We start from the raw sequence: 22,937 nt of genomic DNA on the forward strand, positions 1-22,937 counted from the left end.
ATTTAAATGTCCAGTAAAGATAAAAATTTAACACCTGTACAACAAGAATATAAAAAATTCGAACAACAACGGGAGCCCAAACGTCCTGTTTTGAAAAATTGCATAAAAGCTTTTTTTGTTGGGGGATTCATTTGTTTGATCGGCCAACTGATTTCAACTTTTTACATTTATTTTTTTGATTTTACTGAGCGTTCCGCTGGAAACCCGACAGTTGCGACTCTTATTTTTATTTCCATGCTACTTACTGGCTTTGGAGTATACGACCGCCTTGGACAGTTCGCGGGAGCTGGGACAGCAGTACCTGTTACTGGATTTGGTAACTCTGTTATTGCCGCTTGTATTGAGCATCGAACAGAAGGATTTGTTCTCGGCGTCGGCGGTAACATGTTTAAGTTAGCTGGATCCGTTATTTTATTTGGTGTATTCTCCGCTTTTGTTATCGCTTTAATTAAAACCATTCTTGTTCAATGGGGAGGGCTGTAAATGCTACAAGGACACCGAACATGGGTATTTGAAAATAAACCAGTTATTATCTCAACGGGAGTCGTCGGTGGCCCATTTGAAGCAAATGGCAAAATTCCTGAAGACTTCGACACTCTTCATGGAGACTTATGGCTCGGCCAAGATTCTTATGAAAAAGCACATACAATTTTGTTTGAGGAAGCTTGTAGCCGTGCGATTGAAAAAGCAAAACTCCGTAAAGATGATATTCAGTTTGTACTCGCAGGCGATTTAATTAACCAAATTACGCCAACGAGCTTTGCATGTCGTACACTTGGCACTCCTTATCTCGGATTGTTCGGAGCTTGTTCGACCTCTATGGAAGGATTGGCACTTGGAGCAAGCATTATAAATGCCAAAGGAGCAAAATATTTATTAACCGGTGCCTCAAGTCATAACACCGCAGTGGAAAAACAGTTCCGCTACCCAACGGAATATGGAGGACAAAAGCCCCCGACTGCTCAATGGACGGTAACTGGAGCTGGCGCTGCTCTTTTAAGCAATCAAGGAAATGGTCCTCAAGTAACATCGGCAACCATTGGACGTGTTGTTGATATGGGACTAACTGATCCTTTTAATATGGGAGGTGCAATGGCTCCCGCCGCTGTTGATACAATTGAAGCACATTTACGTGATCGACAAATCGATGTCTCTTACTATGATTTAATCGTAACAGGCGACCTGGGACATGTTGGACGTGAAATTGCTTACGATTTACTCCATAAACACGGACTAAACATAACGAGCGAACAATTTCAAGATTGCGGAATCATTATTTACCGAGAAGGTCAACCTGTACTAGCTGGTGCAAGTGGCCCTGGTTGTTCTGCAACCGTTGTATACGGACATTTATTAAACAGAATGAGAAGAGAAGAGTTTAAACGAATCCTTGTCGTTGCAACAGGCGCTTTGCTCTCTCCGCTTACTTTTCAACAAGGAGAAACGATTCCTTGTATCGCTCATGCTGTATCAATTGAATTTGGAGGTGCAAAGCAATGATTTTTTTCTGGGCTTTCGTCATTGGCGGTCTCGTATGTGTAATCGGTCAACTCCTGTTTGATATTGTCAAACTAACACCTGCTCATACGATGGCTACACTTGTTGTTGCTGGTGCCATTTTAGATGGGTTCAATTTATATGAGCCGTTAATTGATTTTGCTGGAGCTGGAGCAACTGTGCCAATTACGAGCTTTGGCAACGCTCTCGTTCATGGTGCAATGGAAGAAGCTGCAAAGCATGGTATTGTCGGAGTAATTACCGGAATGTTTAAAGTAACAAGCGCCGGGATATCAGCAGCAATTATTTTCGGATTTATCGGTGCACTACTATTTAAACCAAAAGGATAAGAGGTGTTTTCATGACAGTTATTGCTAACGTAAAAACGTGTCTTGCTAGTTTAAAAGGTGCTCAAGCAAGCTTAAGTACTCTTTCACAAAATACTTCGGATGAAGAAGCAAAGCGCGTATTTCATGAATGCATGTTAGAGATGGATAGCGTTATCGCTGATTTAAAAGATCGAGTTTCAGTATTAGAACGTGAAGAACCTCAATATAAAGGGTTTTAAGCAGACTGGAGGAATTTGCTATGTCTCATCTACCCGAATGGACACTTGTCATTCTCCGCTCTGTATTTATATTAATGATTTTATTCGCTATTACAAAATGGTTAGGTAAAAGACAAATTTCTCAACTTTCCTTTTTTGAATATATAGCGGGAATGACAATTGGTGATATTGCTGCTCAAATCACAACAGGGCTAGATCAAAAATTTTTCCACGGTGTCTTTGCCATACTTATTTTTGCGGTAGCTCCTTTCTTCACAGGTCTTCTTTCTTTAAAGAACAAAGCAGCCAGAGATTTTTTTGAAGGAAAATCTACTGTTTTTATAAAAGATGGTAAAGTTCTCGAGGATAACTTAAAAAAAGAAAAATATACAAGCGACGAATTACTCGAGCTTCTTCGAAACAAAGGAACTTTCAGTATATCTGAAGTCGAATTTGCAGTATTGGAGCCAAGTGGTGAATTAAATGTATTATTAAAAAAAGACCGCCAACCACTTACAGCAAAAGATATCGGCTTAAAAGTACCAAACGAAAAAGAGCCACAAACTGTCATTATGGATGGTAATGTACTCGATGAGCCTCTGTCAGCAAGCGGACATAATCGAGCTTGGCTACATGCTGAACTAGAAAAACTCGGTGTCGTAATTGAAAATGTATTTCTCGGTCAAGTTGATTCGTATGGACAGCTTACAATTGATGTCTATAATGATAAACTTCAAATGCCTTCCCCGCAAAATAAACCTTTATTATTAGCATCTTTAAAAAAATGCCAAGCTGATCTAGAATTGTTCTCATTAGAAACAAAATCAAAATCAGCAAGTGAAATGTATAGTAAAAATGCAAAACAAATCGAACACATTTTAAATAAGGTAACCTACCTTTTAAAAGAATAAAACATGAAAGAACGCCTCTATCAAACAGGCGTTCTTTTATTATTACTACACTTTTTCTTACGTTTAATTTTATGGAATTCGGTTATGATGTTGAAAGGTACATAAGCAGGGAATTGCAAGAAGCATAGCGAATAAATCATCTTACAACTACATATTTTTTGATTTTTTGATTTAAAGTGGTTTTGTTTGACCTTTATTGACCATAATTGTATTATAAGACTAAGAAAGCTTTCAAAGGAGGAAATAACAGATGAATTTAATTCCTACAGTAATTGAACAAACAAATCGTGGAGAACGCGCTTACGATATTTACTCTCGACTATTAAAAGACCGCATCATTATGCTTGGTAGCGCAATTGATGACAATGTAGCAAACTCAATCGTTTCCCAGCTTTTATTCTTGGAATCTCAAGATCCAGAAAAAGATATTCATTTATACATTAACAGCCCTGGTGGTTCTATTACAGCAGGTATGGCCATCTATGACACAATGCAGTTCATTAAGCCAAACGTATCAACTATTTGTATCGGTATGGCAGCATCTATGGGTGCATTCCTACTTGCAGCTGGTGAAAAAGGAAAACGCTTCGCACTTCCAAACAGTGAAGTTATGATCCACCAACCACTTGGTGGTGCACAAGGACAAGCAACTGAAATTGAAATCGCTGCAAAACGCATCCTATTCCTACGCGATAAATTAAACAAAATCCTTGCAGAACGCACAGGCCAACCACTAGAAGTCATCGAACGCGACACAGACCGTGACAACTTCATGACAGCCGAAAAAGCACTAGAATACGGCCTAATCGATAGAATCTTTACAAACCGTTAATACTACTAAAAGCGGAAGCGGCTCGCTCAGAATCGCCACGTAAAAAAGGGCTATCGCAACATTGCGATAGCCCTTTTTATCAAGCACATTACTAAATACCATCAATCCAACACAAGTTATCGACCGCTCGACAATATTCGGCAAGTTCATCCAATCAATAAAAGCTATCGCGTTTACGCGATAGCTTTTATTGATTATTTTGCACGTAAGCAACGAGCGCTTCTAATGCTTCTTCCGCATCTGAACCTTCTGCCGTAATTGTTATGTGACTACCAGATCCAATCGCTAAGCTCATAACCCCCATTATACTCTTAGCGTTAATTGTTTTGTCATCTTTCTCAATGAAAATATCAGCATGAAAGCGATTTGCCTCTTGCACAAACAACGCAGCCGGACGTGCTTGCAAACCATCTTTTCGTGCAACCTCAACTTTTTTTTGAACCACGGCTCCATTTCCCCTTTACCTTTATTTTTTTACTACTGTTTCCCCCGCACGTAATTTCTCCGCAATTTCGTCGATTTTACGCAAACGATGATTGATACCTGATTTACTAATTTTCCCTCCAGATACCATCTCGCCTAATTCTTTCAATGTTACATCTTGATAATTAACTCTTAGTTGTGCAATCTCTCTTAATTTGTCTGGCAAAATATCAAGGCCAACCGTCTCATCAATGTAGCGAATATTTTCAATTTGCCTTAATGCCGCACCAATTGTCTTGTTGAGATTAGCTGTTTCACAATTTACTAAGCGATTAACGGAATTACGCATATCGCGAACAATACGAATATCTTCAAATTTTAAGAGTGCATTATGCGCGCCAATAATATTTAAAAATTCCGTAATTTTCTCTGCCTCTTTTAAATACGTAATATAACCTTTTCGCCTTTCCAACGTCTTACTATTTAAATCAAATCCATTCATCAATTCACATATAGAATCATTATGTTCCTTATATAACGAAAAGATTTCTAAATGATAAGATGATGTTTCTGGGTTATTTACTGAACCACCTGCTAAAAATGCTCCTCGTAAATACGATCTTTTACAACATTTCTTCTCAATTAATTCTTGTGATATATTGCGGATAAACGAAAAGTCCTCTCGAACAATTTGAAGATCTGCTAAAATTTCGCGTGATTTTTCAACAAGCCGAACGATATAGACATTATTTTTCTTTAATCGCATTTTTTTTCGAACAAGTAGTTCTACCGTTACGTTATAGCCCTTTTTCAAAAGTGTATAAATCCTTCGCGCAATTGCTGCGTTTTCCGTTTGAATATCTATGGATAGACGACGATTTGAAAAAGAAAGCGACCCGTTCATTCGAAGTAATGCTGATAACTCAGCTTTCTCACAGCATTCTTTCATTTCAAGCTTTGTGAGCTCTTTCTTTGTTTCCGAAGCAAATGACACAGTCAACACCTCCTTATACAATATTTTGGAACAAAAATCTTGTCCTATATGAATGAGGAGCGTTACCTCAAACGAGGCAACGCACATTTATAACAATGAATATAAAATAGAAGCTAGCTTTAACGTATCATGTCTTACAACATGATTATCATATTTCGCTAATTGGGCTGGAATAACCTCAATATTATTTTCAGTAAAACGTTCTTCATCCACTACAACTGGGGCAGACATTTCTTTCTCATATAACTTACGTAATTCACAGGGAATATCACGGTTATTCACAATTGCAGTATCGATAAATGGTTGTCCTAAATGATCATGTAACGCCTGGACATGATCAAAAGCAGTATATCCCATTGTCTCACCGGCTTGTGTCATAACATTACATACATATACCTTCTTCGCTTTTGCAGCAAGAACAGCGTCCCCAATTTTGTTAACAACTAAATTCGGCAATATACTCGTATACAAACTTCCCGGACCGAAAACAAGTAAATCAGCTCGTTTAATCTCAGCTAACGTCTCATGCAATGGCTCTACATCTTCTGGAGTTAAAAAGACACGGTTAATCTTCTTTCCGTAATAAGGAATTTTTGATTCACCTGTTACAACTTCTCCATCTTCTAGTTCCGCATGAAGTACGGCGCTTTGATTCGCTGCTGGTAATACACGTCCTCTAACATTTAATACTTTACTCGTTTCTGTAATCGCATGGAAAAAGTCTCCTGTAATCGCGGTCATACCTGCCAATAATAGATTTCCTAACGCATGACCCTTCAGTCCGTCTCCTGTTGTAAAACGATGCTGAAATAAAGCTTCCACCAGTGGCTCTACATCCGATAACGCAACAAGTACGTTACGAATGTCACCAGGGGGTGGAATTTCTAGCTCATCACGTAACCTACCCGAACTGCCACCATCATCAGCGATTGTAACAACTGCTGTAATATCAACAGGATATTGCTTTAATCCTCTTAATAAAACAGAAAGTCCAGTTCCTCCTCCCATGATGACAATTTTAGGTTTTCTCTCTTTTTTCATCCTTTAATGGCCCTTTCTCTTCTCCACATCACGATGAGATACATGAACACTATAATCTGGTTTCAAATGTTTCCCAAGGTACTCTGCAAGCGTAACAGAACGATGCTGTCCACCTGTACATCCAATTGCAATTACAAGTTGACTCTTACCTTCTCTTTTGTAATGAGGCAGCATGAAAGTAATCAGATCCGTCAACTTCTCTAAAAACTTATGTGTCTCATTAAACTTTAGTACATAAGATGAAACTTCTTCATCTAGTCCTGTTAATGGCTTCATATGTGGAATGTAGTATGGATTTGGTAAAAAACGAACATCGAATACTAAATCTGCATCAATTGGAATACCGTACTTAAATCCAAACGACATGACATTTACACGAAACGCTTGCTCAGTTTCTGTTGAAAACAGCTGAACAATTTTTTCACGTAATTCTTTCGGTTTTAAATCCGATGTATCAAGCACAATATTCGCTCTTGCTTTCATGTCTGTTAATAAACCGCGCTCCGCCTCGATACCTTTTAAAGGAAGACCAGTTGGCGCAAGTGGATGCGAACGTCTCGTTTCCTTATAGCGCGTTACAAGCGTACTATCCTTCGCATCTAAAAATAAGATATGAGGAATAATCCAAGTTCGTTCTGATAAATCATCAAGTGCTCCCCATAAATGTTCAAAAAACTCGCGGCCACGTAAATCAATACCTAGCGCAACTTTATTCATCTTGCTTTTTGAATCTGCCATCAACTCAACAAACTTTGGCAATAACATCGGAGGTAAATTATCTACACAGAAATACCCTAAATCTTCAAAACTTTGTAGTGCTACTGTTTTTCCAGCACCAGACATTCCTGTAATAATTACCATTTTAATATCATTATTCTCTGTCATCGTATCCCCTCCCGGAAGATTTAGCTTGGGTCTAATCGATATGAAAGTAATTCAAAATCTGGTGTATATACAAATGTACCGTAAATGATACCGTTTCCTTTAATTAAATAATCAATGATATGATAATCCCCCGGTGCCATCGGTAATTCATCAATTTTATCAAGTGTGTGCCAGCCAATAATGCCTTCTTCGCTTTCTAATTTGTTTTCTCCTGCAAAATCAGTTGCCAAGAAGGAGAACATCATCCATTCAGAAACAACTTTATCACCCTCTTGAATGACAAAGGTGAAGACCCCTTTTAATGTTGGGTTCTTTAAATATATCCCTGTTTCTTCACGATATTCGCGAACGACTGAATCTCTTATTGTCTCACCGCGCTCCATCTTCCCGCCAGGTGCAACCCACCAATTTCGACGCGGCTTTTGGAGTAGGAGGACTTCATTCCCTTTCATTAACACACAGTTTGTGACTCTTTGCATGTTTCTTCACCTCAGCTACTTGCGATGAATAATCTCATCTCATCACATACTTACTTCATTATACTATCAAAAACAGTTTGCCACAATGAAGGAGACTCTCTCCCAAAATAAGGGATTCTCTACTTAATTTCTATAAAAAATCCCCTTAACGAACTATATCGCTAAGGGGACTGCTTTCCTTATTTCTTACCGAAATAGGATACAATCACAAACCCTAAAATAAATGTAATAATAGAACTTACAATTGAAATTCCACCGTTCGGAATTCCAGGAAATACGACTGCAATCGATCCAATTACAAGCCCGATAATCGCTGCGAATGTCGTACTTTTATAATTTGATAATAAGTAGCTAATTCCTTTACTACTTACAACAAATCCTACTACAACACCTACACCAATTACAGCAATTAGCGGCAAATTCAATGTTGTTAATGCATGAATTGCAGTTGGGTATACGCCGATAATTAATAAAATAAATGACCCGCTAATACCAGGAAGAAGCATTGCCATACTCGCCAGCCATCCTGCTAAAAACAATCCAATTGTATTTAAAACCGTAAGAGTTGTAATTGGATCCGCAGCTTTATCTGGTTTAAAAAAAGCTGTAGCAGCCACAAGAATAGCCGCAATAATCATGACAATCATATGACTACCTTTAAAGGTTTCTTTCGCATTTGCTTCTCTCATTAACATGGGTAAAATACTAACAATTAAACCAAGAAAGAAGAACTGCGTCGGTTCATAATAATTTGCCAATAAATATTTAATGACATGACTTAATGTTAAAAATGCCGCTGCAACGCCCATAACAAGAGGAATTAAAAAACTTAAATGCTTTTTCCATTCCCGGCTAAAAAATCCGCTAATCGCTGCTAGCAACCTCTCATAAATCCCTAATACAACCGCAATTGTTCCACCGCTTACACCCGGAATTAAATCACTAACTCCCATACAAAAACCACGATATATATTACGCCATTCCATATCGAATAAACTCCTCATTTCTTATCAGCATTTTTTCGTAAACTTTAGTATATCAATAAGAAATCTTATAATCCAAACATTTTTTGACAAACATTTGACATTTTGAGTAAAAATGAAAAGACGAAAGCTATCATTTGCAGATCACTTTCGTCTAAAAAAATCGTACTTTTTATTTTTCCGTTACAGTGTTTAATTCCTCTAATAACTCTTCTACATAGTGCTGTACGCTTTGTGCTGCGATACTACCGTCGCCAGTTGCTGTAACAATTTGGCGAAGCATTTTTTCACGAATATCGCCAGCTGCGAAGATACCAGGTACTTTCGTTTCCATGCGCTCATTTGTTTCAATATAACCATTTTCATTTGTAATACCTAATGCAGCAAATGGTTTTGATAATGGTAACATACCGATATAAACGAAGACACCGTCCGCTTTAAATTCTGTTTCTTCACCAGTGTTCACATCTACAATTGTAACACTACCTACTTTACCGTTTTCCTCGTTAATTTGTTTTACAGTGTGATTCCAAATGAAGTCTATTTTCTCATTTTGGAAAGCGCGGTCTTGCAGGATTTTCTGTGCCCGAAGAGCATCGCGACGATGAATGATTGTTACTTTTGAAGCGAAGCGTGTTAAATATACACCCTCTTCAACCGCTGAGTCTCCACCACCGATAACAACAAGTTCTTTCTCTTTAAAGAATGCACCATCACATACTGCGCAGTAAGATACACCGCGTCCCCCAAGTTCTTTTTCACCTGGAACACCAAGTTTTTTATACTCTGCCCCACTTGCAATGATAATGGCACGTGCTTTGTACTCTTTTTTACCTGCTATAATTGTTTTATATTCTTTTCCATCGATGACTTCTTTTACGTCACCATATGCGTATTCCGCACCAAATTTCTTTGCGTGCTCAAACATTTTATTGGATAAATCCGGCCCTAAAATGGATTCATAACCTGGATAGTTCTCTACCTCTTCTGTATTTGCCATTTGTCCGCCTGGAATACCACGTTCTAACATAAGTGTACTTAAATTCGCACGAGATGTATAAACTGCAGCTGTCATCCCAGCTGGTCCAGCACCAATAATAATGACATCATAAATTTTTTCTTCTGACACACTATTCACTCCTATTCATACCTACAACTTACCCTCATTATACTGTTAGCATTTGCTTTTTCCTAGTGATATGCCTATGCATGTGTACGTCTTACTGCTTGCACATATTTTCTTAGCGTAGCCACAGATACATTATATATATTTCCTAGTTCGGCCTGTGTCATTTTATTTTTTTTCTCACCGCGCACAATATATTCAATTGCCGCTGACCATCCAAATATATTTGTAAAAGCCGTATCGGAAGTATATAAACGTATGAAAGTGCAGAACCAAAAATGTAAGCACTCTTCAATTAATTCATCTTCTTTATTTGTATAGTTATATAAGATATCCGCAATTCGAATACATTGTTCAAATGGCTTTAGTTCAGACGGAATACTCTTATGACTGCCAAGTAAGAAGAAGTATTTTGCAATTTCCGACACAATAGGAACACCGTTCTTCGCCTGTACAATATCAAAGAAAAAGCCAATTTTTTCAGGCGTTTTCAATTCATTCATTAAATATAGAGCTAACATTTGCTCTTCTAATGTTGCACTTTCTTGAAATGTTTTGCGCAATTCTTCGAATAAAACTTTTTGCCCTTCATCAGCTAAATTCAAGGCATTCCAAGGTTCTTTTCCTTTTTTATCAGGGTGTAACTCTACAACTGACTGCCACATCTTCTCTGCTGTATGATAGTCTTTTACCATATAAGAAGCGTATGCAAACCAATAATAAAAGCTAACATCACCATCATATCCTTGACGCTTCAATAACTTTAACCATTTATAAGCATGAGCAAAATAACCGATAGTTGCAAACGTCGTCCCTAATTTTAATCGATGTTCAAATGAAATTGGATATACAGATTTCATTTGCTCCGCTAGCGCTTCTACTTGCTTATGTTCTCCAATTGAGTATAGAAAAATAAGCGTGTTACAAAGAGCATGCATATTGCCGGGATTTTTCTCTAAAATCATTTCTGTTAACTTCAGCGCCTGATCTACGTTCCCCGACTGAAAATGAGCAATTGCTAAATTATTATAACCGGACCAAAATTCCGGATAATCCTTCGTCACAATTTCTAAAGTAGCAATCGCTTCTTCTAATTGACCATTACGAATATAACGATTTGCTTCTTCCTGCATCACAATCAGTTCATCTTCATCTTCCATCTCTTCAGCATCCAATGATTCCTCTTCCATAATTTCAAGTAATTCCAACGTATCTTCTACAAATTCCTTTTCAGTTGCAATTTCTAAATATTTCTCCGCATATTTTTTTGCCTGTTGAAATAAGCCAAGATAGGCATAATTATTCGCGATAAAATAATAGCACTGTTCAATCTCAGAATGAGAACGAATCAATTTCAGAAGAATTTGATTCGACTCTTGGTATTCACCAACCTCAGATAGCACAGTTGCTAATTGGCATAAAATAAACGGCTCTTTCTTATTTTGTGCCGCTCTACGAAAATATTTAATCGCTTCTTCTAATTTATGCCCTTGATACGCTTTCATCCCTTTTTTATAAAAGAAGTCTGCTAATTGATGAAAAGAGATAACTTGTCCGTTCTCCTTATATATTCTTTGATTTTTCCCCATAAATCCTCCAGTTTTTGTTTTCTACGCTCACGCATTATTCTATCTTTAAGTATAAACGATTCTAAAAAAAACAAAACAGTATATTATAATCAATTATTTCCTTTTTATTCATCAAAAGAGAAAGAAAATGTTACATTTTCAATCTTGATCTTCTTTCGGATAAATAATACGCATCGGATTCCCACCTACAAACGCGCCGCTTGGAACATCGCGGTGAACGAGCGTACCTGCAGAAACAATAGCACCATCCCCAATTGTAACGCCTGGTAATATTGTTGAATTTGCCCCAATCATTACTTCATCTCCAATGATTACTTCCCCAAGTCGATATTCAGTAATTAAATATTCATGAGCTAAAATTGTCGTATTATAACCAATGATTGAATTTGCTCCAACTGTAATCTTTTCTGGAAACATAATATCCGGCATTACCATAAGCGCAAATGCGGTTTGCTTTCCTACTTCCATTCGCAAAAACGTGCGATATAACCAATTTTTTATCGTTAAAAACGGTGTATAACGCGCAATTTGAATCACAATAAAGTTTTTCATGACCTTCCAAAATGATACAGTTTTATATACATTCCATAATGAATTTGCTCCTGAAACAGGGTAGCGCGTTGTCCGTCGCACTTTCACACACTCCCTCTCTCCACTATTCAGACAAAATTGATAATAAATCACTCATTTTATCTAGTACATAGTCTGGTTTATAGGATTCTAAATATGCTCTCCCTTTAATCGTCCACCCTACCGCTGCCGTTTTTGTGCCAGCATTCTGTCCACCTACAATATCATGATGATTATCGCCAACCATTAATGTTTCTTCTGGTTTTGCATCTAATAATTGAAGAGCTTTTTGAATTGGCTCAGGATGTGGTTTCACATGTTCTACATCGTCAATTGTGACTACTACATCAAAAAATTCATGTAGCTTGGACCAATTCAATCCCATCTCCACTGTTTGTCTTGCTTTTGTTGTGACAATCCCAATTTTATATCCCTTTTCTTTTAATGTTTGAACTGTCTCATAAACAGTTTCATATTCTTCTACTAGTTCATCATGATGATCGTGATTAAATTGGCGATAGCGTGTAATCATTTCCTCTACTTTACTTTCATCAATAGAATGAAATGTTTCATGTAAAGATGGCCCAATAAACGGTAAGACATCTTCACGCTTATACTGATTTGGATAATATGTATTCAAAGTATGTAAAAAAGAAGAAATAATAAGTTCGTTTGTATTAATTAATGTTCCATCTAAATCAAATAGCACTGTATTTATCTTCATCTTTCTCATTTTCCTTTCTATTTCAGCTGGCTCAATACGAAAGAAGCAGCACCCTCTATAAGATGCTACTTTCCTCTACTTTTCTAAATATCTTTTATCAGCTTGCCCCGTTTTACGTCTTACAATTATAAAAATAATTGAAATAACAATCAGCCCAATAGACATCACTTGCGCAATACGAAGTGGCCCTAACATTAAACTATCTGTACGCAATTCTTCTACAAAGAAACGGCCAATTGAATACCAAATTAAATATGTAAAAAACAATTCACCGCGGCGCAAGTTTGCTTTTCGCAATAACAATAATAAAATAACCCCAGCAAAACTCCATAATGATTCATATAAGAACGTTGGATGATAATAGACACCATCAATATACATTTGATTCACAATAAAGTCCGGTAAATGCAAACCTTCTAAAAACTGTCTTGTTACTTCACCACCATGAGCTTCTTGGTTCATAAAATTGCCCCAACGACCAATCGCTTGTCCAAGAAGGATACTTGGTGCCGCAATATCCGCTAACTTCCAAAACGAAATCCTTTTTACTTTTGCATAGATAATTCCCGTCATGACAGCTCCAATTAAACCACCATGAATGGCCAATCCACCTTGCCGAGTATTAATAATTTGAATCGGATTTTGCATATAGTATTCCCATTCAAACGCAACATAGTATGCCCTTGCACAAATAATCGCAATTGGCACTGCGAATAAAACAAGATCGACAAATGTATCCTTCGGAATACCTAATCGTTCTCCTTCACGAGTAGCCAACCAAAGCCCGAGTAGAACGCCAGTCCCGATAATAATTCCATACCAATAGACTGGAAATGGTCCAAGATGAATGGCTACACGGTCTAACTGCGGTACAGACCCTAAAAGCATATGTATGACCTCCTTTTGTGCCTACTCCTGATTCCCTAATTCAATCGCACTCATTAACCGTTCTGAAAATTGCTGAGCTGCATTAACTCCCATACGTTTTAATCTGAAGTTCATCGCCGCTACCTCGATAATGACCGCTAAGTTTCGGCCTGGGCGAACTGGAAGTGTAATCTTCGTAAGTTCTGTATCGATAATCTTCATTTTTTCTTCATCAAGACCTAGGCGATCGTAGTTTTTATTTTGATCCCAAATCTCAAGATTAATAACAAGCGTAATACGCTTATAATTTCGGACAGCACCTGCACCAAATAACGTCATAACGTTAATGATACCTAAACCACGAATTTCTAATAAATGTTCTATTAAATCTGGAGAGCTTCCTACTAATGTATCTTCATCTTCTTGACGGATTTCTACACTATCGTCAGCTACTAGACGATGACCACGCTTGACAAGTTCAAGAGCCGTTTCGCTTTTCCCAACGCCACTTTGACCTATAATTAAAACTCCAACACCGTAAACGTCTACTAATACACCGTGAACAGCTGTTGTTGGTGCCAACTTTCCTTCTAAGTAGTTCGTTAAACGACTTGATAATCTCGTTGTCGTTTGGGAAGAACGTAACAATGGCACACCTGATTCACGTGATGCTTGTAATAATTCCTTAGGTACATCTTGATTACGCGTAACGATAATACAAGGTGTTTCCTCTGTACAAAGCGCCTTCATTCTTTCTTGTTTTTGATCATTTGTTAACGTATCAAAGAAAGTAAGCTCTGTTTTTCCAAGAAGCTGAACACGATCTGCTGGATAATAAGTAAAAAAGCCTGCCATTTCAATTCCAGGTCGCGATAAATCACTTGTATCAATCGGACGATGAATTCCTTCTTCACCACTTACGAGTTCCAATTGAAATTGTTCAATTAAATCCTTTGTCCTTACTTTAGGCATACATAAACCTCCACTCCGCTGCGGGCTCATTCTCATTTGATGTACAATTCCATTCTAACGGATATTGTACCACTTTTTTCTGAAAACAAGAAATACGGTTTCTAGCAAATAGAAAAAAAACATTTCATAGCACTGATGAAATGTTTTTCTATTTGTCACTTTTCTATTTCTTTTCAGATAACGGCTCCACAATCACTTTATCAATTAACATATTAAGAATAGAAATACAAATGGCTGCAATAATGGCCACGCCAAATCCTGATATGTTAAAAGCATCGCCTAATAACGAATCTGTTATTTTTAAAGTAATGGCATTGATGATAATAAGGAAAAAACCAAATGTGAGTACCGTAATTGGTAATGTAATCAAAATTAAAAATGGTTTTACAACTACATTTAAAATCGCCAAAATAATACTTGCAATAATGGCTGTTTGAATGTTTTCTATGTAAAATGCGTCTGGTGCGATTCCTTTTAAAAGTCCGGATACAACAATTAATACTACGCTATTTACAAGAAGTGATAGAATCCATCTCATTTTCTTACACATCCTTTTATTATATATATATTTAATCATACGCTAATAGACTATAAACGCCAAGTGCGAATCCCAAAAAGAAAACTTCTATAACAACTTATTCTATCCTTCTCTCTTGTATCCCCACCTCTCTTCTCACCAATGATTACGAGTAAAATATGGGCCATGCCATCTTGCTTCATGAGTTTTCACATACGTCCACGTAAAATCATCATCTACAACATATATATCTCCTTTGAACAAATCATCTGTTTCTCGTAACAGATCATGAGCATGTAGTGCATTTGCATCTTTTATTATGAGTACATCATTGCAATGTTGATAGAAAATATAACAACTATTTTTTCTTTCACCATGAAATGCTTGCTCTGCTTGTTCTCCTTCTAAATACCGCTTCTTCTTATAACTAAACATATACCATAAGTAGCCACATGTATCATGATTACTATATAGCCCTATCTCTTCTTTTTCTTCTTCACTTAAATGACTCGCAAAGTGACCTGCCCATCGCTTTCTGAAGTACGGGCCCCACTTCAAAATTTCTCTTCCCTTTATTTTTTTATGTTTCAATCTATCTATAAATTCCATCCTATAATCCTCAAAAACAAAGTAAAGAGCTAGCCAATCGGCTTAGCTCCCTACCTCCACTTCTTTTATTTTCTCTTTCATACGAGCTGTATCACGCTCTAAAACCTCTTTTAAATACTTGCCTGTATACGAACACTCTTCTTTTACGACTTGTTCTGGCGTTCCCGAAGCAACGATTTGTCCACCTTTATCTCCACCCTCTGGACCAAGGTCAACAATGTAATCTGCTGTCTTAATCACATCTAGGTTATGTTCAATCACAAGTACCGTTTCTCCGTTTTCAACAAGGCGCTGCAACACTTCAAGAAGGCGCGCAATATCATGCACATGTAAGCCCGTTGTCGGTTCATCTAAAATATATAATGTACGTCCCGTAGAACGACGATGCAATTCAGATGCTAGTTTTACACGCTGCGCTTCACCGCCTGATAACGTCGTAGCTGGCTGTCCGAGCTTCATATATCCGAGCCCAACATCTACAAGTGTCTGTAATTTCCGTTTAATTTTCGGGATATTCGCAAAGAATTCCACTCCGTCTTCAATAGTCATCTCTAATACTTCTGAAATGTTCTTATCTTTGTATTTTACCTCTAACGTTTCGCGGTTATAGCGTTTGCCATGGCACACTTCACACGGAACATATACATCTGGCAAGAAGTGCATTTCAATTTTGATAATCCCATCACCGCGGCAAGCTTCACAGCGTCCTCCTTTTACGTTAAAGCTAAAGCGCCCTTTTTGATAGCCGCGTACTTTCGCCTCATTCGTTTGTGCAAACACATCCCGAATATCATCAAACACACCTGTATATGTTGCCGGATTGGAACGAGGTGTCCGTCCGATTGGCGATTGATCAATATCAATTACTTTATCTAAATGTTCAAGACCTTTAATTTGTTTATGAGCCCCTGGTTTACTTTTTGCTTTATATAGTTTCTGTGCTAAAGACTTATACAATACTTCATTAACCATCGTACTTTTACCTGAACCAGATACACCAGTTACTGCAACAAAAGTGCCGAGTGGGAATGACATTCTTGCATTCTTTAAATTATTTTCTTTCGCACCAATAATCTCAATTTTACGTCCGTCACCTTTTCTTCTTTCAAGCGGAACAGGAATGAATTTTTCCCCACTTAAATATTGACCAGTTAATGAATTCTCGTCATTCATTACTTCTTCTGGCGAACCAGCTGATACAACTTGTCCCCCATGAATGCCCGCGCCAGGACCAATATCAATCAAATAGTCCGCCGCCATCATTGTATCTTCATCGTGCTCCACAACAATAAGCGTATTTCCTAAATCACGCATGTCTTGCAATGTATGAATAAGGCGGTCATTATCACGCTGATGTAAACCAATGGACGGTTCATCTAGAATATAAAGGACACCAGTAAGACGAGAGCCGATTTGTGTAGCGAGACGAATGCGCTGCGCTTCACCACCTGACAGCGTCCCTGCCGCACGACTTAACGTTAAATAATCAAGCCCGACATTATTTAAGAAAGTGAGCCGCTCTTTAATTTCACGTAAAATCTGGTAAGCAATTTTCGCTTGTTTTTCTGTCAGTTCAATCTTTGAAAAGAAGCCATATGCTTCTTGCACAGAGTACTTCGTTACATCAGCAATTGTTTTCCCGGCTATGAATACAGCTAAACTTTCCGGTTTTAAACGGCCGCCTTTACATTTTGGACACGCTTGCTCCGCCATATATTTTTCCATTTGTTCCCGAATATAATCAGAACTCGTTTCCCGAAAGCGACGTTCAATATTTGGAATGACTCCTTCAAATACAATTTCACTTTCTTTCACTTGCCCAAAGTCATTGACATAACGGAAATGAACCTTCTCTTCTCCACTTCCATACAACACTTTATCAAACAACTCTTTTGGAATATCCTTTACTGGCATGTCCATATCGATACCGTAATGCTTGCATACAGATTGTAATAATTGCGGATAATATTGTGAGCTTGTCGGTTCCCACGGAGCAATGGCATGCTCATTTAAAGATAAATCCCAATTTGGAATTACAAGCTCTAAATCTACTTCTAATCTTGAACCAAGTCCATCGCAAGTTGGACATGCACCAAATGGACTATTAAATGAGAACATGCGCGGCTCTAACTCACCAATTGAGAAACCGCAATGCGGACATGCATGATGTTCACTAAACAACAGTTCTTCTTCGCCAATTACATCGATTAACACACGTCCCCCGCCTAGTTTCAGTGCACTTTCAAGCGAATCAGCAAGACGACTTGCAATTCCATCTTTTACAACGATACGATCGATAACAACTTCAATGGAATGTTTCTTATTTTTATCTAGTGTAATTTCATCAGATACATCTAGCATTTCTCCATCCACCCGAACACGTACATACCCTTGTTTCTTAATATCTTCTAACACTTTCACATGAGCGCCTTTACGCCCAGATACAATCGGCGCTAATACTTGTAATTTTGTACGCTCTGGATATTCAAGAACACGGTCGACCATTTGCTCTACTGTTTGGGAAGTAATTTCAATCCCATGCTTTGGGCAGATTGGTGTCCCAATACGAGCAAATAATAAGCGTAAGTAATCATAAATTTCCGTTACTGTTCCAACTGTTGAACGCGGGTTACGGCTCGTTGTTTTCTGATCGATTGAAATCGCTGGAGATAAGCCTTCAATCGTATCGACATCAGGCTTATCCATTTGTCCTAAAAACTGACGCGCATACGCAGATAATGATTCCACATATCTACGTTGCCCTTCCGCATAAATCGTATCGAATGCCAATGATGATTTCCCTGAACCAGATAGTCCCGTCACAACAACAAGTTGATTTCTCGGAATGGTTACATCAATATTTTTTAAGTTATGTGCTCTCGCACCTTTTACAACGATATGGTCTTTGCTCACTCTCTTCACCCTTCCGCTTTTAGTTCTAGTATTAAATCTCTTAGCTCAGCCGCACGCTCGAAATCTAAAGCTTTTGCTGCTTCCTTCATTTCTGCTTCCATCTTCGCAATCGTTTTTTCTCGTTCTTTCTTTGTCATTTTCTTCATTGCCGTTGCTTCATATACTTCTGTTTCTTCCGCCGCTACTGTCGCACGAATCACATCGCGCACTTCTTTTTGAATTGTTTTTGGTGTGATGCCATGCTCTTTATTGTAAGCCTCTTGTTTTTCACGACGACGTTTCGTTTCATCAATGGCGATTTGCATCGATTTTGTTATATGATCTGCATACATAATAACGTGACCGTTCTCATTACGCGCAGCACGGCCAATCGTTTGAATGAGTGATCGCTCTGAGCGCAAAAATCCTTCTTTATCCGCATCTAAAATCGCAACAAGTGATACTTCTGGAATATCAAGACCTTCTCGCAATAAGTTAATTCCAACAAGTACGTCGAACTTGCCAAGACGAAGATCACGAATGATTTCAATTCGCTCAAGCGTTTTAATTTCAGAATGAAGATAATTTACCTTAATCCCAACATCCTTTAAGTAATCTGTTAAATCCTCTGACATTTTCTTCGTTAATGTCGTAATTAAAACGCGCTCATTTTTCGCAATTCGCTCTTGTATTTCTCCTAATAAGTCATCAATCTGTCCTTCAATTGGTCTTACTTCAATTTTCGGATCTAAGAGCCCAGTTGGACGAATAATTTGCTCTACAACTTCTGGTGCATGCTCTAATTCATATGGACCTGGCGTTGCCGAAACATATATAATTTGATTTGCTTTCTCTTCAAACTCTTCAAACTTAAGCGGTCTATTATCTAAAGCTGAAGGTAAGCGGAACCCATGGTCAACAAGCACTTGCTTACGCGCCTGGTCGCCATTATACATCGCTCTTACTTGTGGAACCGTTACATGAGATTCATCCATTACGATTAGAAAGTCCTTAGGAAAATAATCTAATAATGTATATGGCGTTGAACCAGCAGGACGGAGTGTTAAATGACGAGAGTAGTTTTCAATCCCTGAGCAAAATCCCATCTCACGCATCATTTCTAAATCATAACGCGTCCGCTGCTCGATGCGCTGCGCTTCTAATAGTTTCCCTTGCTCATTTAATTCTTTTAAACGTTCTTCTAATTCTTTTTCAATATTTTCAATCGCGACTTTCATCTTCTCTTCACGTGTAACGAAGTGAGATGCTGGAAAGATCGCTACATGTTCACGTTCTGCCAATACTTCACCTGTTAATGCATCCACTTCTCGAATGCGATCAATTTCATCTCCAAAAAACTCGATTCTGATGCAATGTTCATCAAGAGATGCTGGGAAAATCTCTACGACATCGCCACGAACGCGAAACGTTCCGCGCTGAAAATCAATATCATTGCGTCCATACTGTACATCAACGAGCTCGCGCAGCAACTGGTTGCGATCTTTCTCCATGCCAACGCGCAGTGAAACGACAAGCTCACGATACTCTTCTGGAGAACCTAAACCATAAATGCAAGATACACTTGCGACAATAATGACATCATCACGCTCAAATAAAGCCGACGTTGCCGAGTGGCGCAGCTTATCAATTTCATCATTAATTTGTGCATCTTTTTCAATAAACGTATCGGTTTGTGGTACATATGCTTCCGGTTGATAATAATCATAATAACTAACGAAATACTCAACTGCATTGTTTGGAAAGAAATCTTTTAGCTCGCTATACAGTTGTCCTGCTAACGTTTTATTATGAGCCATAACAAGTGTCGGCTTTTTCACTTCTTTAATTACATTCGAAATTGTAAATGTTTTACCCGTTCCTGTCGCTCCAAGCAACACTTGATGTCTCTTACCGTTTTGAATTCCCTTGACAAGCTGCTCGATTGCTTTCGGCTGATCACCCTGCGGGGAGTATTCTGAGACAATTTCAAATTCACGTTCCACCAAATCCGACCTCCTCTAAAAAATCTGTATTCCCATTTTACCACGAATGCCCATAAAAAAACCAAGAAAACGAACAAATATTCGGTAAAGTTTTCGACAATATATAATGAAAAATGAAAAAAGCTGCTTTCATTATTAAGAAAGCAACTTTCTTTTCCCCTTCTCTTTCTTCGGAAAAATCACATATGAAAAAGTAATAACCGTATCAATAAAAAAAACAACTCCCCACACTTGGCTGAAACGACTTGCCGATTTATTTAAAACAATCCCGTCGTCCAACCAATTCTTCCATTCTTCCAATGGGACAAGCCCATACACAAAGAAAAAGATAATATGAACCGTAATAAATAAAATAAAATGCAACACCCACTGCCCTAGTTCTTGTTTTGTATAAGCCCATCCAGTCAATTCTGATGGCTCTTCAATATAAGGCACCGGCTCATTTCGCCATTTTGCAATACGTTTTTGTACCCATATATCTAATTTTCGCAAATCCTTTTTTCCATATAAAAGCGCATAGATTAGTATGATCATGGTGATGAGTTGAAAGTTTGAAAACTTACCTGTTTGATAGTAGTCAAGAACGCCTAGCGCGAGTATAAATAATTCGTTTAAAAGTAATACAATCCCTGCGATAAAACTTGCTTTTCGAAGCCGAAACCCATACCGCAAAATAAAAAATCCAACCGCTGATATCCAAAATACAATTTCCGCACCAATTAAAAAGTACCACCTATATTCTGTCAGTATACTCATTTTCCTCGCTCCCTTTTATCGTATATACGAAAAGCTTCATCCATATATGCGAAAAACTCCTCCTCCATTGGATACATGTTCATGTTTTGTGAGCCCTCTTTTGATTTCCGCACTTCCCATAATTTATCTAAAAAGGCTTCATCTCCATCCGCCATCGCCAAACATTTCACCATTAATTGATTCGTAGCTTCCTGCACATCATCATGGGACGGCTTCTTCCCTTCTTCCATATATCCACGTAACTGTTTCAATAATTTTATCCATTCCTGAACACTTTCATTGTCTTCACTCATATTTGGTAATTTCTCCAGAAGCTTTTTTTCTTCCTCTGAAAATACCTGTTGTTGAAATCTTTCACGTATACGCGGGGACTGCTTTGAAAGTTGAATAAGTTCAAACATGACGTTCCAATTTACTTCCCCTTCTAACTCCGTAGAATATATGACAGCTTGTAGCATTTTCTCCATTCGTTCAAATTTCTGTTGCTCCCCTTGAACAAATTTCAGCTGCCTTTCTAGCGACTCCTTTAAGCTATATAGATCTGTTACTAACATATTCATAATCTCTTTTAACGAGAAACCCATTTCCTTTAAAAATAAAATTTGCTGCAACCGAATAACATCCACTTCACTATATAACCGATGACCTCCATCTGTTTTGCCACTTGGCTTTAATAAACCGATTTGATCGTAATAACGAAGTGTTCTCACCGTAACTCCGGTCTCCTTGGTCAGTTCCTGAATCGAAATCATCCTCATCCCCCTTTCATTTTCATTGTAAAAGATGACGTAACGTAACTTTCAAGGACTTTTGTAAAAAAATAACATAGGTCAAGCGAGATGGTAAATGGGGTGGACGATGGCTGGTACATAAAATTCAACATTTCAGTAGTACTTTTAGCGGTAAATGAAATTATATTGGCGTTTGAACCGCTTTTATCGGCGCAAAATGAATTATATCGGCGTTTCGACAAAGAATATCGACGAGTCGACAAATCACGACAAGAAAACAGCACCTCCCACCTATCAAAAAGCTGGTTACATGTCTCATGCAACCAGCTTTTTTATGATACGCCCACACAGCAAATAATAAGATAATTCAACAGCAACAATGATAATGCAAACATAGCTACCACTCATATTCATCAACCCGTCTTTTCATTATGTATGTCCTCTTTTACTCGTCTAACTTTCTAAACTTCCATTTCGGCCAGTAATTCACTAAAAAATATATAAACTGCCCAATCACCAAAAGAACAAACGGCATACCAGCACTTCCAGAAACGATTAAATTGTATAGTCCCCATACCGCTAAACTTAGCGCATAAAATAGTCCTAAATATTTAAATGCTTTATCCGATTGATGTCTCTCATATTCATCTTGCATTCTCATTTTGTTTCACTCCCTTACTTTAACGTAAATATCTCTTCCACCTTCATCCCAAAATATCTCGCAATCTTCAGCGATAGCTCTAGACTTGGGTTATAATGATGATTTTCAACCGCTACAATCGTTTGCCTAGTCACTTGCAGTGCCCTTGCCATTTCTACTTGCGTAATATGATTTTCTTTTCTTAATTCTTTAATTCGATTTTTTACACCCATCGGCTCCACCTTTAAAAGTAAAGATATCTTTACATAGATTATAAATATTTTCTAAAAATAAATAAAGGGAATTTTTTCAAAACATAAAAAAGGGGCATATAACTTATGCCGCCCCT

At 37.9% G+C, this 22,937-nt stretch carries 26 protein-coding genes; 6 read left to right on the top strand and 20 right to left on the bottom strand.

Annotated elements, in window-relative coordinates:
- Nucleotides 1-6 precede the first annotated feature (6 nt).
- The 6 genes from spoVAC (at nt 7) to clpP (ending at nt 3,787) form a co-directional block, all read left to right on the top strand.
- Entirely contained in the window at nt 7-483 is a 477-nt protein-coding gene (gene spoVAC, locus MR059_RS15170) for a stage V sporulation protein AC (protein ID WP_012096142.1), read from the top strand.
- Entirely contained in the window at nt 484-1,500 is a 1,017-nt protein-coding gene (gene spoVAD / locus MR059_RS15175; RefSeq protein WP_012096143.1) for a stage V sporulation protein AD, read from the top strand.
- On the top strand, nt 1,497-1,847 hold the full coding sequence (gene spoVAE / locus MR059_RS15180; RefSeq protein WP_012096144.1) for a stage V sporulation protein AE: 351 nt from the start codon (nt 1,497-1,499) through the stop codon (nt 1,845-1,847). The genes spoVAD and spoVAE overlap by 4 nt, the downstream gene beginning before the upstream one ends.
- 11 nt (nt 1,848-1,858) lie before the next feature.
- Nucleotides 1,859-2,065, top strand: coding sequence for a DUF1657 domain-containing protein (locus MR059_RS15185; protein WP_012096145.1), 207 nt, complete (start codon nt 1,859-1,861; stop codon nt 2,063-2,065).
- Nucleotides 2,066-2,085: 20 nt separating this feature from the next.
- Nucleotides 2,086-2,955, top strand: a complete 870-nt coding sequence (locus MR059_RS15190; protein WP_242161886.1) for a DUF421 domain-containing protein — start codon at nt 2,086-2,088, stop codon at nt 2,953-2,955.
- Between the two features lie 250 nt (nt 2,956-3,205).
- Nucleotides 3,206-3,787: an ATP-dependent Clp endopeptidase proteolytic subunit ClpP gene (gene clpP / locus MR059_RS15195; protein WP_012096148.1), complete on the top strand. Its 582-nt coding sequence runs from the start codon at nt 3,206-3,208 to the stop codon at nt 3,785-3,787.
- A gap of 187 nt (nt 3,788-3,974) precedes the next feature.
- Here the strand turns inward: clpP and MR059_RS15200 are convergent, their stop codons facing one another.
- From MR059_RS15200 to MR059_RS15295, 20 genes are all read right to left on the bottom strand, one after another.
- The gene (locus tag MR059_RS15200) at nt 3,975-4,232 is read right to left on the bottom strand and encodes an HPr family phosphocarrier protein (protein ID WP_012096149.1); all 258 of its coding nucleotides are present in this window, start codon (nt 4,230-4,232) and stop codon (nt 3,975-3,977) included.
- A 21-nt stretch (nt 4,233-4,253) separates the two neighbouring features.
- Nucleotides 4,254-5,204 carry a DNA-binding protein WhiA gene (gene whiA / locus MR059_RS15205; RefSeq protein WP_012096150.1) on the bottom strand — a complete coding sequence of 317 codons (951 nt, stop codon included), beginning with the start codon at nt 5,202-5,204 and terminating at the stop codon, nt 4,254-4,256.
- A gap of 87 nt (nt 5,205-5,291) precedes the next feature.
- Entirely contained in the window at nt 5,292-6,245 is a 954-nt protein-coding gene (locus tag MR059_RS15210) for a gluconeogenesis factor YvcK family protein (RefSeq protein ID WP_012096151.1), read from the bottom strand.
- A 3-nt stretch (nt 6,246-6,248) separates the two neighbouring features.
- A complete protein-coding gene (gene rapZ / locus MR059_RS15215; RefSeq protein WP_012096152.1) occupies nt 6,249-7,130 on the bottom strand; it encodes an RNase adapter RapZ in 882 nt (293 codons plus the stop codon).
- Between the two features lie 20 nt (nt 7,131-7,150).
- Nucleotides 7,151-7,609, bottom strand: coding sequence for an NUDIX hydrolase (locus MR059_RS15220; protein WP_012096153.1), 459 nt, complete (start codon nt 7,607-7,609; stop codon nt 7,151-7,153).
- A gap of 179 nt (nt 7,610-7,788) precedes the next feature.
- A complete protein-coding gene (locus MR059_RS15225; RefSeq protein WP_012096154.1) occupies nt 7,789-8,595 on the bottom strand; it encodes a DUF368 domain-containing protein in 807 nt (268 codons plus the stop codon).
- A gap of 169 nt (nt 8,596-8,764) precedes the next feature.
- On the bottom strand, nt 8,765-9,721 hold the full coding sequence (gene trxB / locus MR059_RS15230) for a thioredoxin-disulfide reductase (RefSeq protein ID WP_012096155.1): 957 nt from the start codon (nt 9,719-9,721) through the stop codon (nt 8,765-8,767).
- Nucleotides 9,722-9,795: 74 nt separating this feature from the next.
- Entirely contained in the window at nt 9,796-11,307 is a 1,512-nt protein-coding gene (locus MR059_RS15235) for a tetratricopeptide repeat protein (protein WP_012096156.1), read from the bottom strand.
- A gap of 138 nt (nt 11,308-11,445) precedes the next feature.
- Entirely contained in the window at nt 11,446-11,940 is a 495-nt protein-coding gene (locus MR059_RS15240) for an acyltransferase (RefSeq protein ID WP_041810607.1), read from the bottom strand.
- Nucleotides 11,941-11,962: 22 nt separating this feature from the next.
- Entirely contained in the window at nt 11,963-12,601 is a 639-nt protein-coding gene (gene ppaX, locus MR059_RS15245; protein ID WP_012096158.1) for a pyrophosphatase PpaX, read from the bottom strand.
- Between the two features lie 75 nt (nt 12,602-12,676).
- Nucleotides 12,677-13,489 (bottom strand): prolipoprotein diacylglyceryl transferase, encoded by an 813-nt coding sequence (gene lgt / locus MR059_RS15250; RefSeq protein ID WP_012096159.1) that lies wholly within the window; start codon nt 13,487-13,489, stop codon nt 12,677-12,679.
- A gap of 21 nt (nt 13,490-13,510) precedes the next feature.
- Complete coding sequence (gene hprK, locus MR059_RS15255; RefSeq protein WP_012096160.1) at nt 13,511-14,440, bottom strand: HPr(Ser) kinase/phosphatase; 930 nt, start codon at nt 14,438-14,440, stop codon at nt 13,511-13,513.
- 163 nt (nt 14,441-14,603) lie between these two features.
- Nucleotides 14,604-14,978 (bottom strand): phage holin family protein, encoded by a 375-nt coding sequence (locus MR059_RS15260; protein WP_012096161.1) that lies wholly within the window; start codon nt 14,976-14,978, stop codon nt 14,604-14,606.
- Between the two features lie 135 nt (nt 14,979-15,113).
- Nucleotides 15,114-15,566 (bottom strand): DUF4275 family protein, encoded by a 453-nt coding sequence (locus MR059_RS15265; RefSeq protein WP_087099343.1) that lies wholly within the window; start codon nt 15,564-15,566, stop codon nt 15,114-15,116.
- Nucleotides 15,567-15,608: 42 nt separating this feature from the next.
- Nucleotides 15,609-18,479 carry an excinuclease ABC subunit UvrA gene (uvrA, locus tag MR059_RS15270; RefSeq protein ID WP_012096163.1) on the bottom strand — a complete coding sequence of 957 codons (2,871 nt, stop codon included), beginning with the start codon at nt 18,477-18,479 and terminating at the stop codon, nt 15,609-15,611.
- Nucleotides 18,480-18,484: 5 nt separating this feature from the next.
- A complete protein-coding gene (uvrB, locus tag MR059_RS15275) occupies nt 18,485-20,461 on the bottom strand; it encodes an excinuclease ABC subunit UvrB (protein ID WP_012096164.1) in 1,977 nt (658 codons plus the stop codon).
- Between the two features lie 135 nt (nt 20,462-20,596).
- Nucleotides 20,597-21,217 (bottom strand): hypothetical protein, encoded by a 621-nt coding sequence (locus MR059_RS15280; RefSeq protein ID WP_012096165.1) that lies wholly within the window; start codon nt 21,215-21,217, stop codon nt 20,597-20,599.
- Nucleotides 21,214-21,975: a MerR family transcriptional regulator gene (locus MR059_RS15285; RefSeq protein WP_087099345.1), complete on the bottom strand. Its 762-nt coding sequence runs from the start codon at nt 21,973-21,975 to the stop codon at nt 21,214-21,216. The genes MR059_RS15280 and MR059_RS15285 overlap by 4 nt, the downstream gene beginning before the upstream one ends.
- 418 nt (nt 21,976-22,393) lie before the next feature.
- The gene (locus MR059_RS15290; RefSeq protein ID WP_041810609.1) at nt 22,394-22,603 is read right to left on the bottom strand and encodes a hypothetical protein; all 210 of its coding nucleotides are present in this window, start codon (nt 22,601-22,603) and stop codon (nt 22,394-22,396) included.
- Nucleotides 22,604-22,623: 20 nt separating this feature from the next.
- The gene (locus MR059_RS15295; protein ID WP_012096168.1) at nt 22,624-22,821 is read right to left on the bottom strand and encodes a helix-turn-helix transcriptional regulator; all 198 of its coding nucleotides are present in this window, start codon (nt 22,819-22,821) and stop codon (nt 22,624-22,626) included.
- Nucleotides 22,822-22,937: the final 116 nt, after the last annotated feature.

Origin of the sequence: Bacillus cereus group sp. BfR-BA-01522, assembly GCF_022662635.1 — a bacterium.
GTDB classification, from domain to species: Bacteria; Bacillota; Bacilli; order Bacillales; family Bacillaceae_G; genus Bacillus_A; species Bacillus_A cytotoxicus.

What these genes read in the sequence shown, in the direction of transcription:
- spoVAC (WP_012096142.1), top strand. Translation starts at nt 7, where the DNA reads ATGTCCAGTAAAGATAAAAATTTAACACCTGTACAACAAGAATATAAA.
- spoVAD (WP_012096143.1), top strand. Translation starts at nt 484, where the DNA reads ATGCTACAAGGACACCGAACATGGGTATTTGAAAATAAACCAGTTATT.
- spoVAE (WP_012096144.1), top strand. Translation starts at nt 1,497, where the DNA reads ATGATTTTTTTCTGGGCTTTCGTCATTGGCGGTCTCGTATGTGTAATC.
- MR059_RS15185 (WP_012096145.1), top strand. Translation starts at nt 1,859, where the DNA reads ATGACAGTTATTGCTAACGTAAAAACGTGTCTTGCTAGTTTAAAAGGT.
- MR059_RS15190 (WP_242161886.1), top strand. Translation starts at nt 2,086, where the DNA reads ATGTCTCATCTACCCGAATGGACACTTGTCATTCTCCGCTCTGTATTT.
- clpP (WP_012096148.1), top strand. Translation starts at nt 3,206, where the DNA reads ATGAATTTAATTCCTACAGTAATTGAACAAACAAATCGTGGAGAACGC.
- MR059_RS15210 (WP_012096151.1), bottom strand. Translation starts at nt 6,245, where the DNA reads ATGAAAAAAGAGAGAAAACCTAAAATTGTCATCATGGGAGGAGGAACT.
- rapZ (WP_012096152.1), bottom strand. Translation starts at nt 7,130, where the DNA reads ATGACAGAGAATAATGATATTAAAATGGTAATTATTACAGGAATGTCT.
- MR059_RS15220 (WP_012096153.1), bottom strand. Translation starts at nt 7,609, where the DNA reads ATGCAAAGAGTCACAAACTGTGTGTTAATGAAAGGGAATGAAGTCCTC.
- MR059_RS15225 (WP_012096154.1), bottom strand. Translation starts at nt 8,595, where the DNA reads ATGGAATGGCGTAATATATATCGTGGTTTTTGTATGGGAGTTAGTGAT.
- MR059_RS15235 (WP_012096156.1), bottom strand. Translation starts at nt 11,307, where the DNA reads ATGGGGAAAAATCAAAGAATATATAAGGAGAACGGACAAGTTATCTCT.
- ppaX (WP_012096158.1), bottom strand. Translation starts at nt 12,601, where the DNA reads ATGAAGATAAATACAGTGCTATTTGATTTAGATGGAACATTAATTAAT.
- lgt (WP_012096159.1), bottom strand. Translation starts at nt 13,489, where the DNA reads ATGCTTTTAGGGTCTGTACCGCAGTTAGACCGTGTAGCCATTCATCTT.
- hprK (WP_012096160.1), bottom strand. Translation starts at nt 14,440, where the DNA reads ATGCCTAAAGTAAGGACAAAGGATTTAATTGAACAATTTCAATTGGAA.
- MR059_RS15260 (WP_012096161.1), bottom strand. Translation starts at nt 14,978, where the DNA reads ATGAGATGGATTCTATCACTTCTTGTAAATAGCGTAGTATTAATTGTT.
- MR059_RS15265 (WP_087099343.1), bottom strand. Translation starts at nt 15,566, where the DNA reads ATGGAATTTATAGATAGATTGAAACATAAAAAAATAAAGGGAAGAGAA.
- MR059_RS15280 (WP_012096165.1), bottom strand. Translation starts at nt 21,217, where the DNA reads ATGAGTATACTGACAGAATATAGGTGGTACTTTTTAATTGGTGCGGAA.
- MR059_RS15285 (WP_087099345.1), bottom strand. Translation starts at nt 21,975, where the DNA reads ATGAGGATGATTTCGATTCAGGAACTGACCAAGGAGACCGGAGTTACG.
- MR059_RS15290 (WP_041810609.1), bottom strand. Translation starts at nt 22,603, where the DNA reads ATGCAAGATGAATATGAGAGACATCAATCGGATAAAGCATTTAAATAT.
- MR059_RS15295 (WP_012096168.1), bottom strand. Translation starts at nt 22,821, where the DNA reads ATGGGTGTAAAAAATCGAATTAAAGAATTAAGAAAAGAAAATCATATT.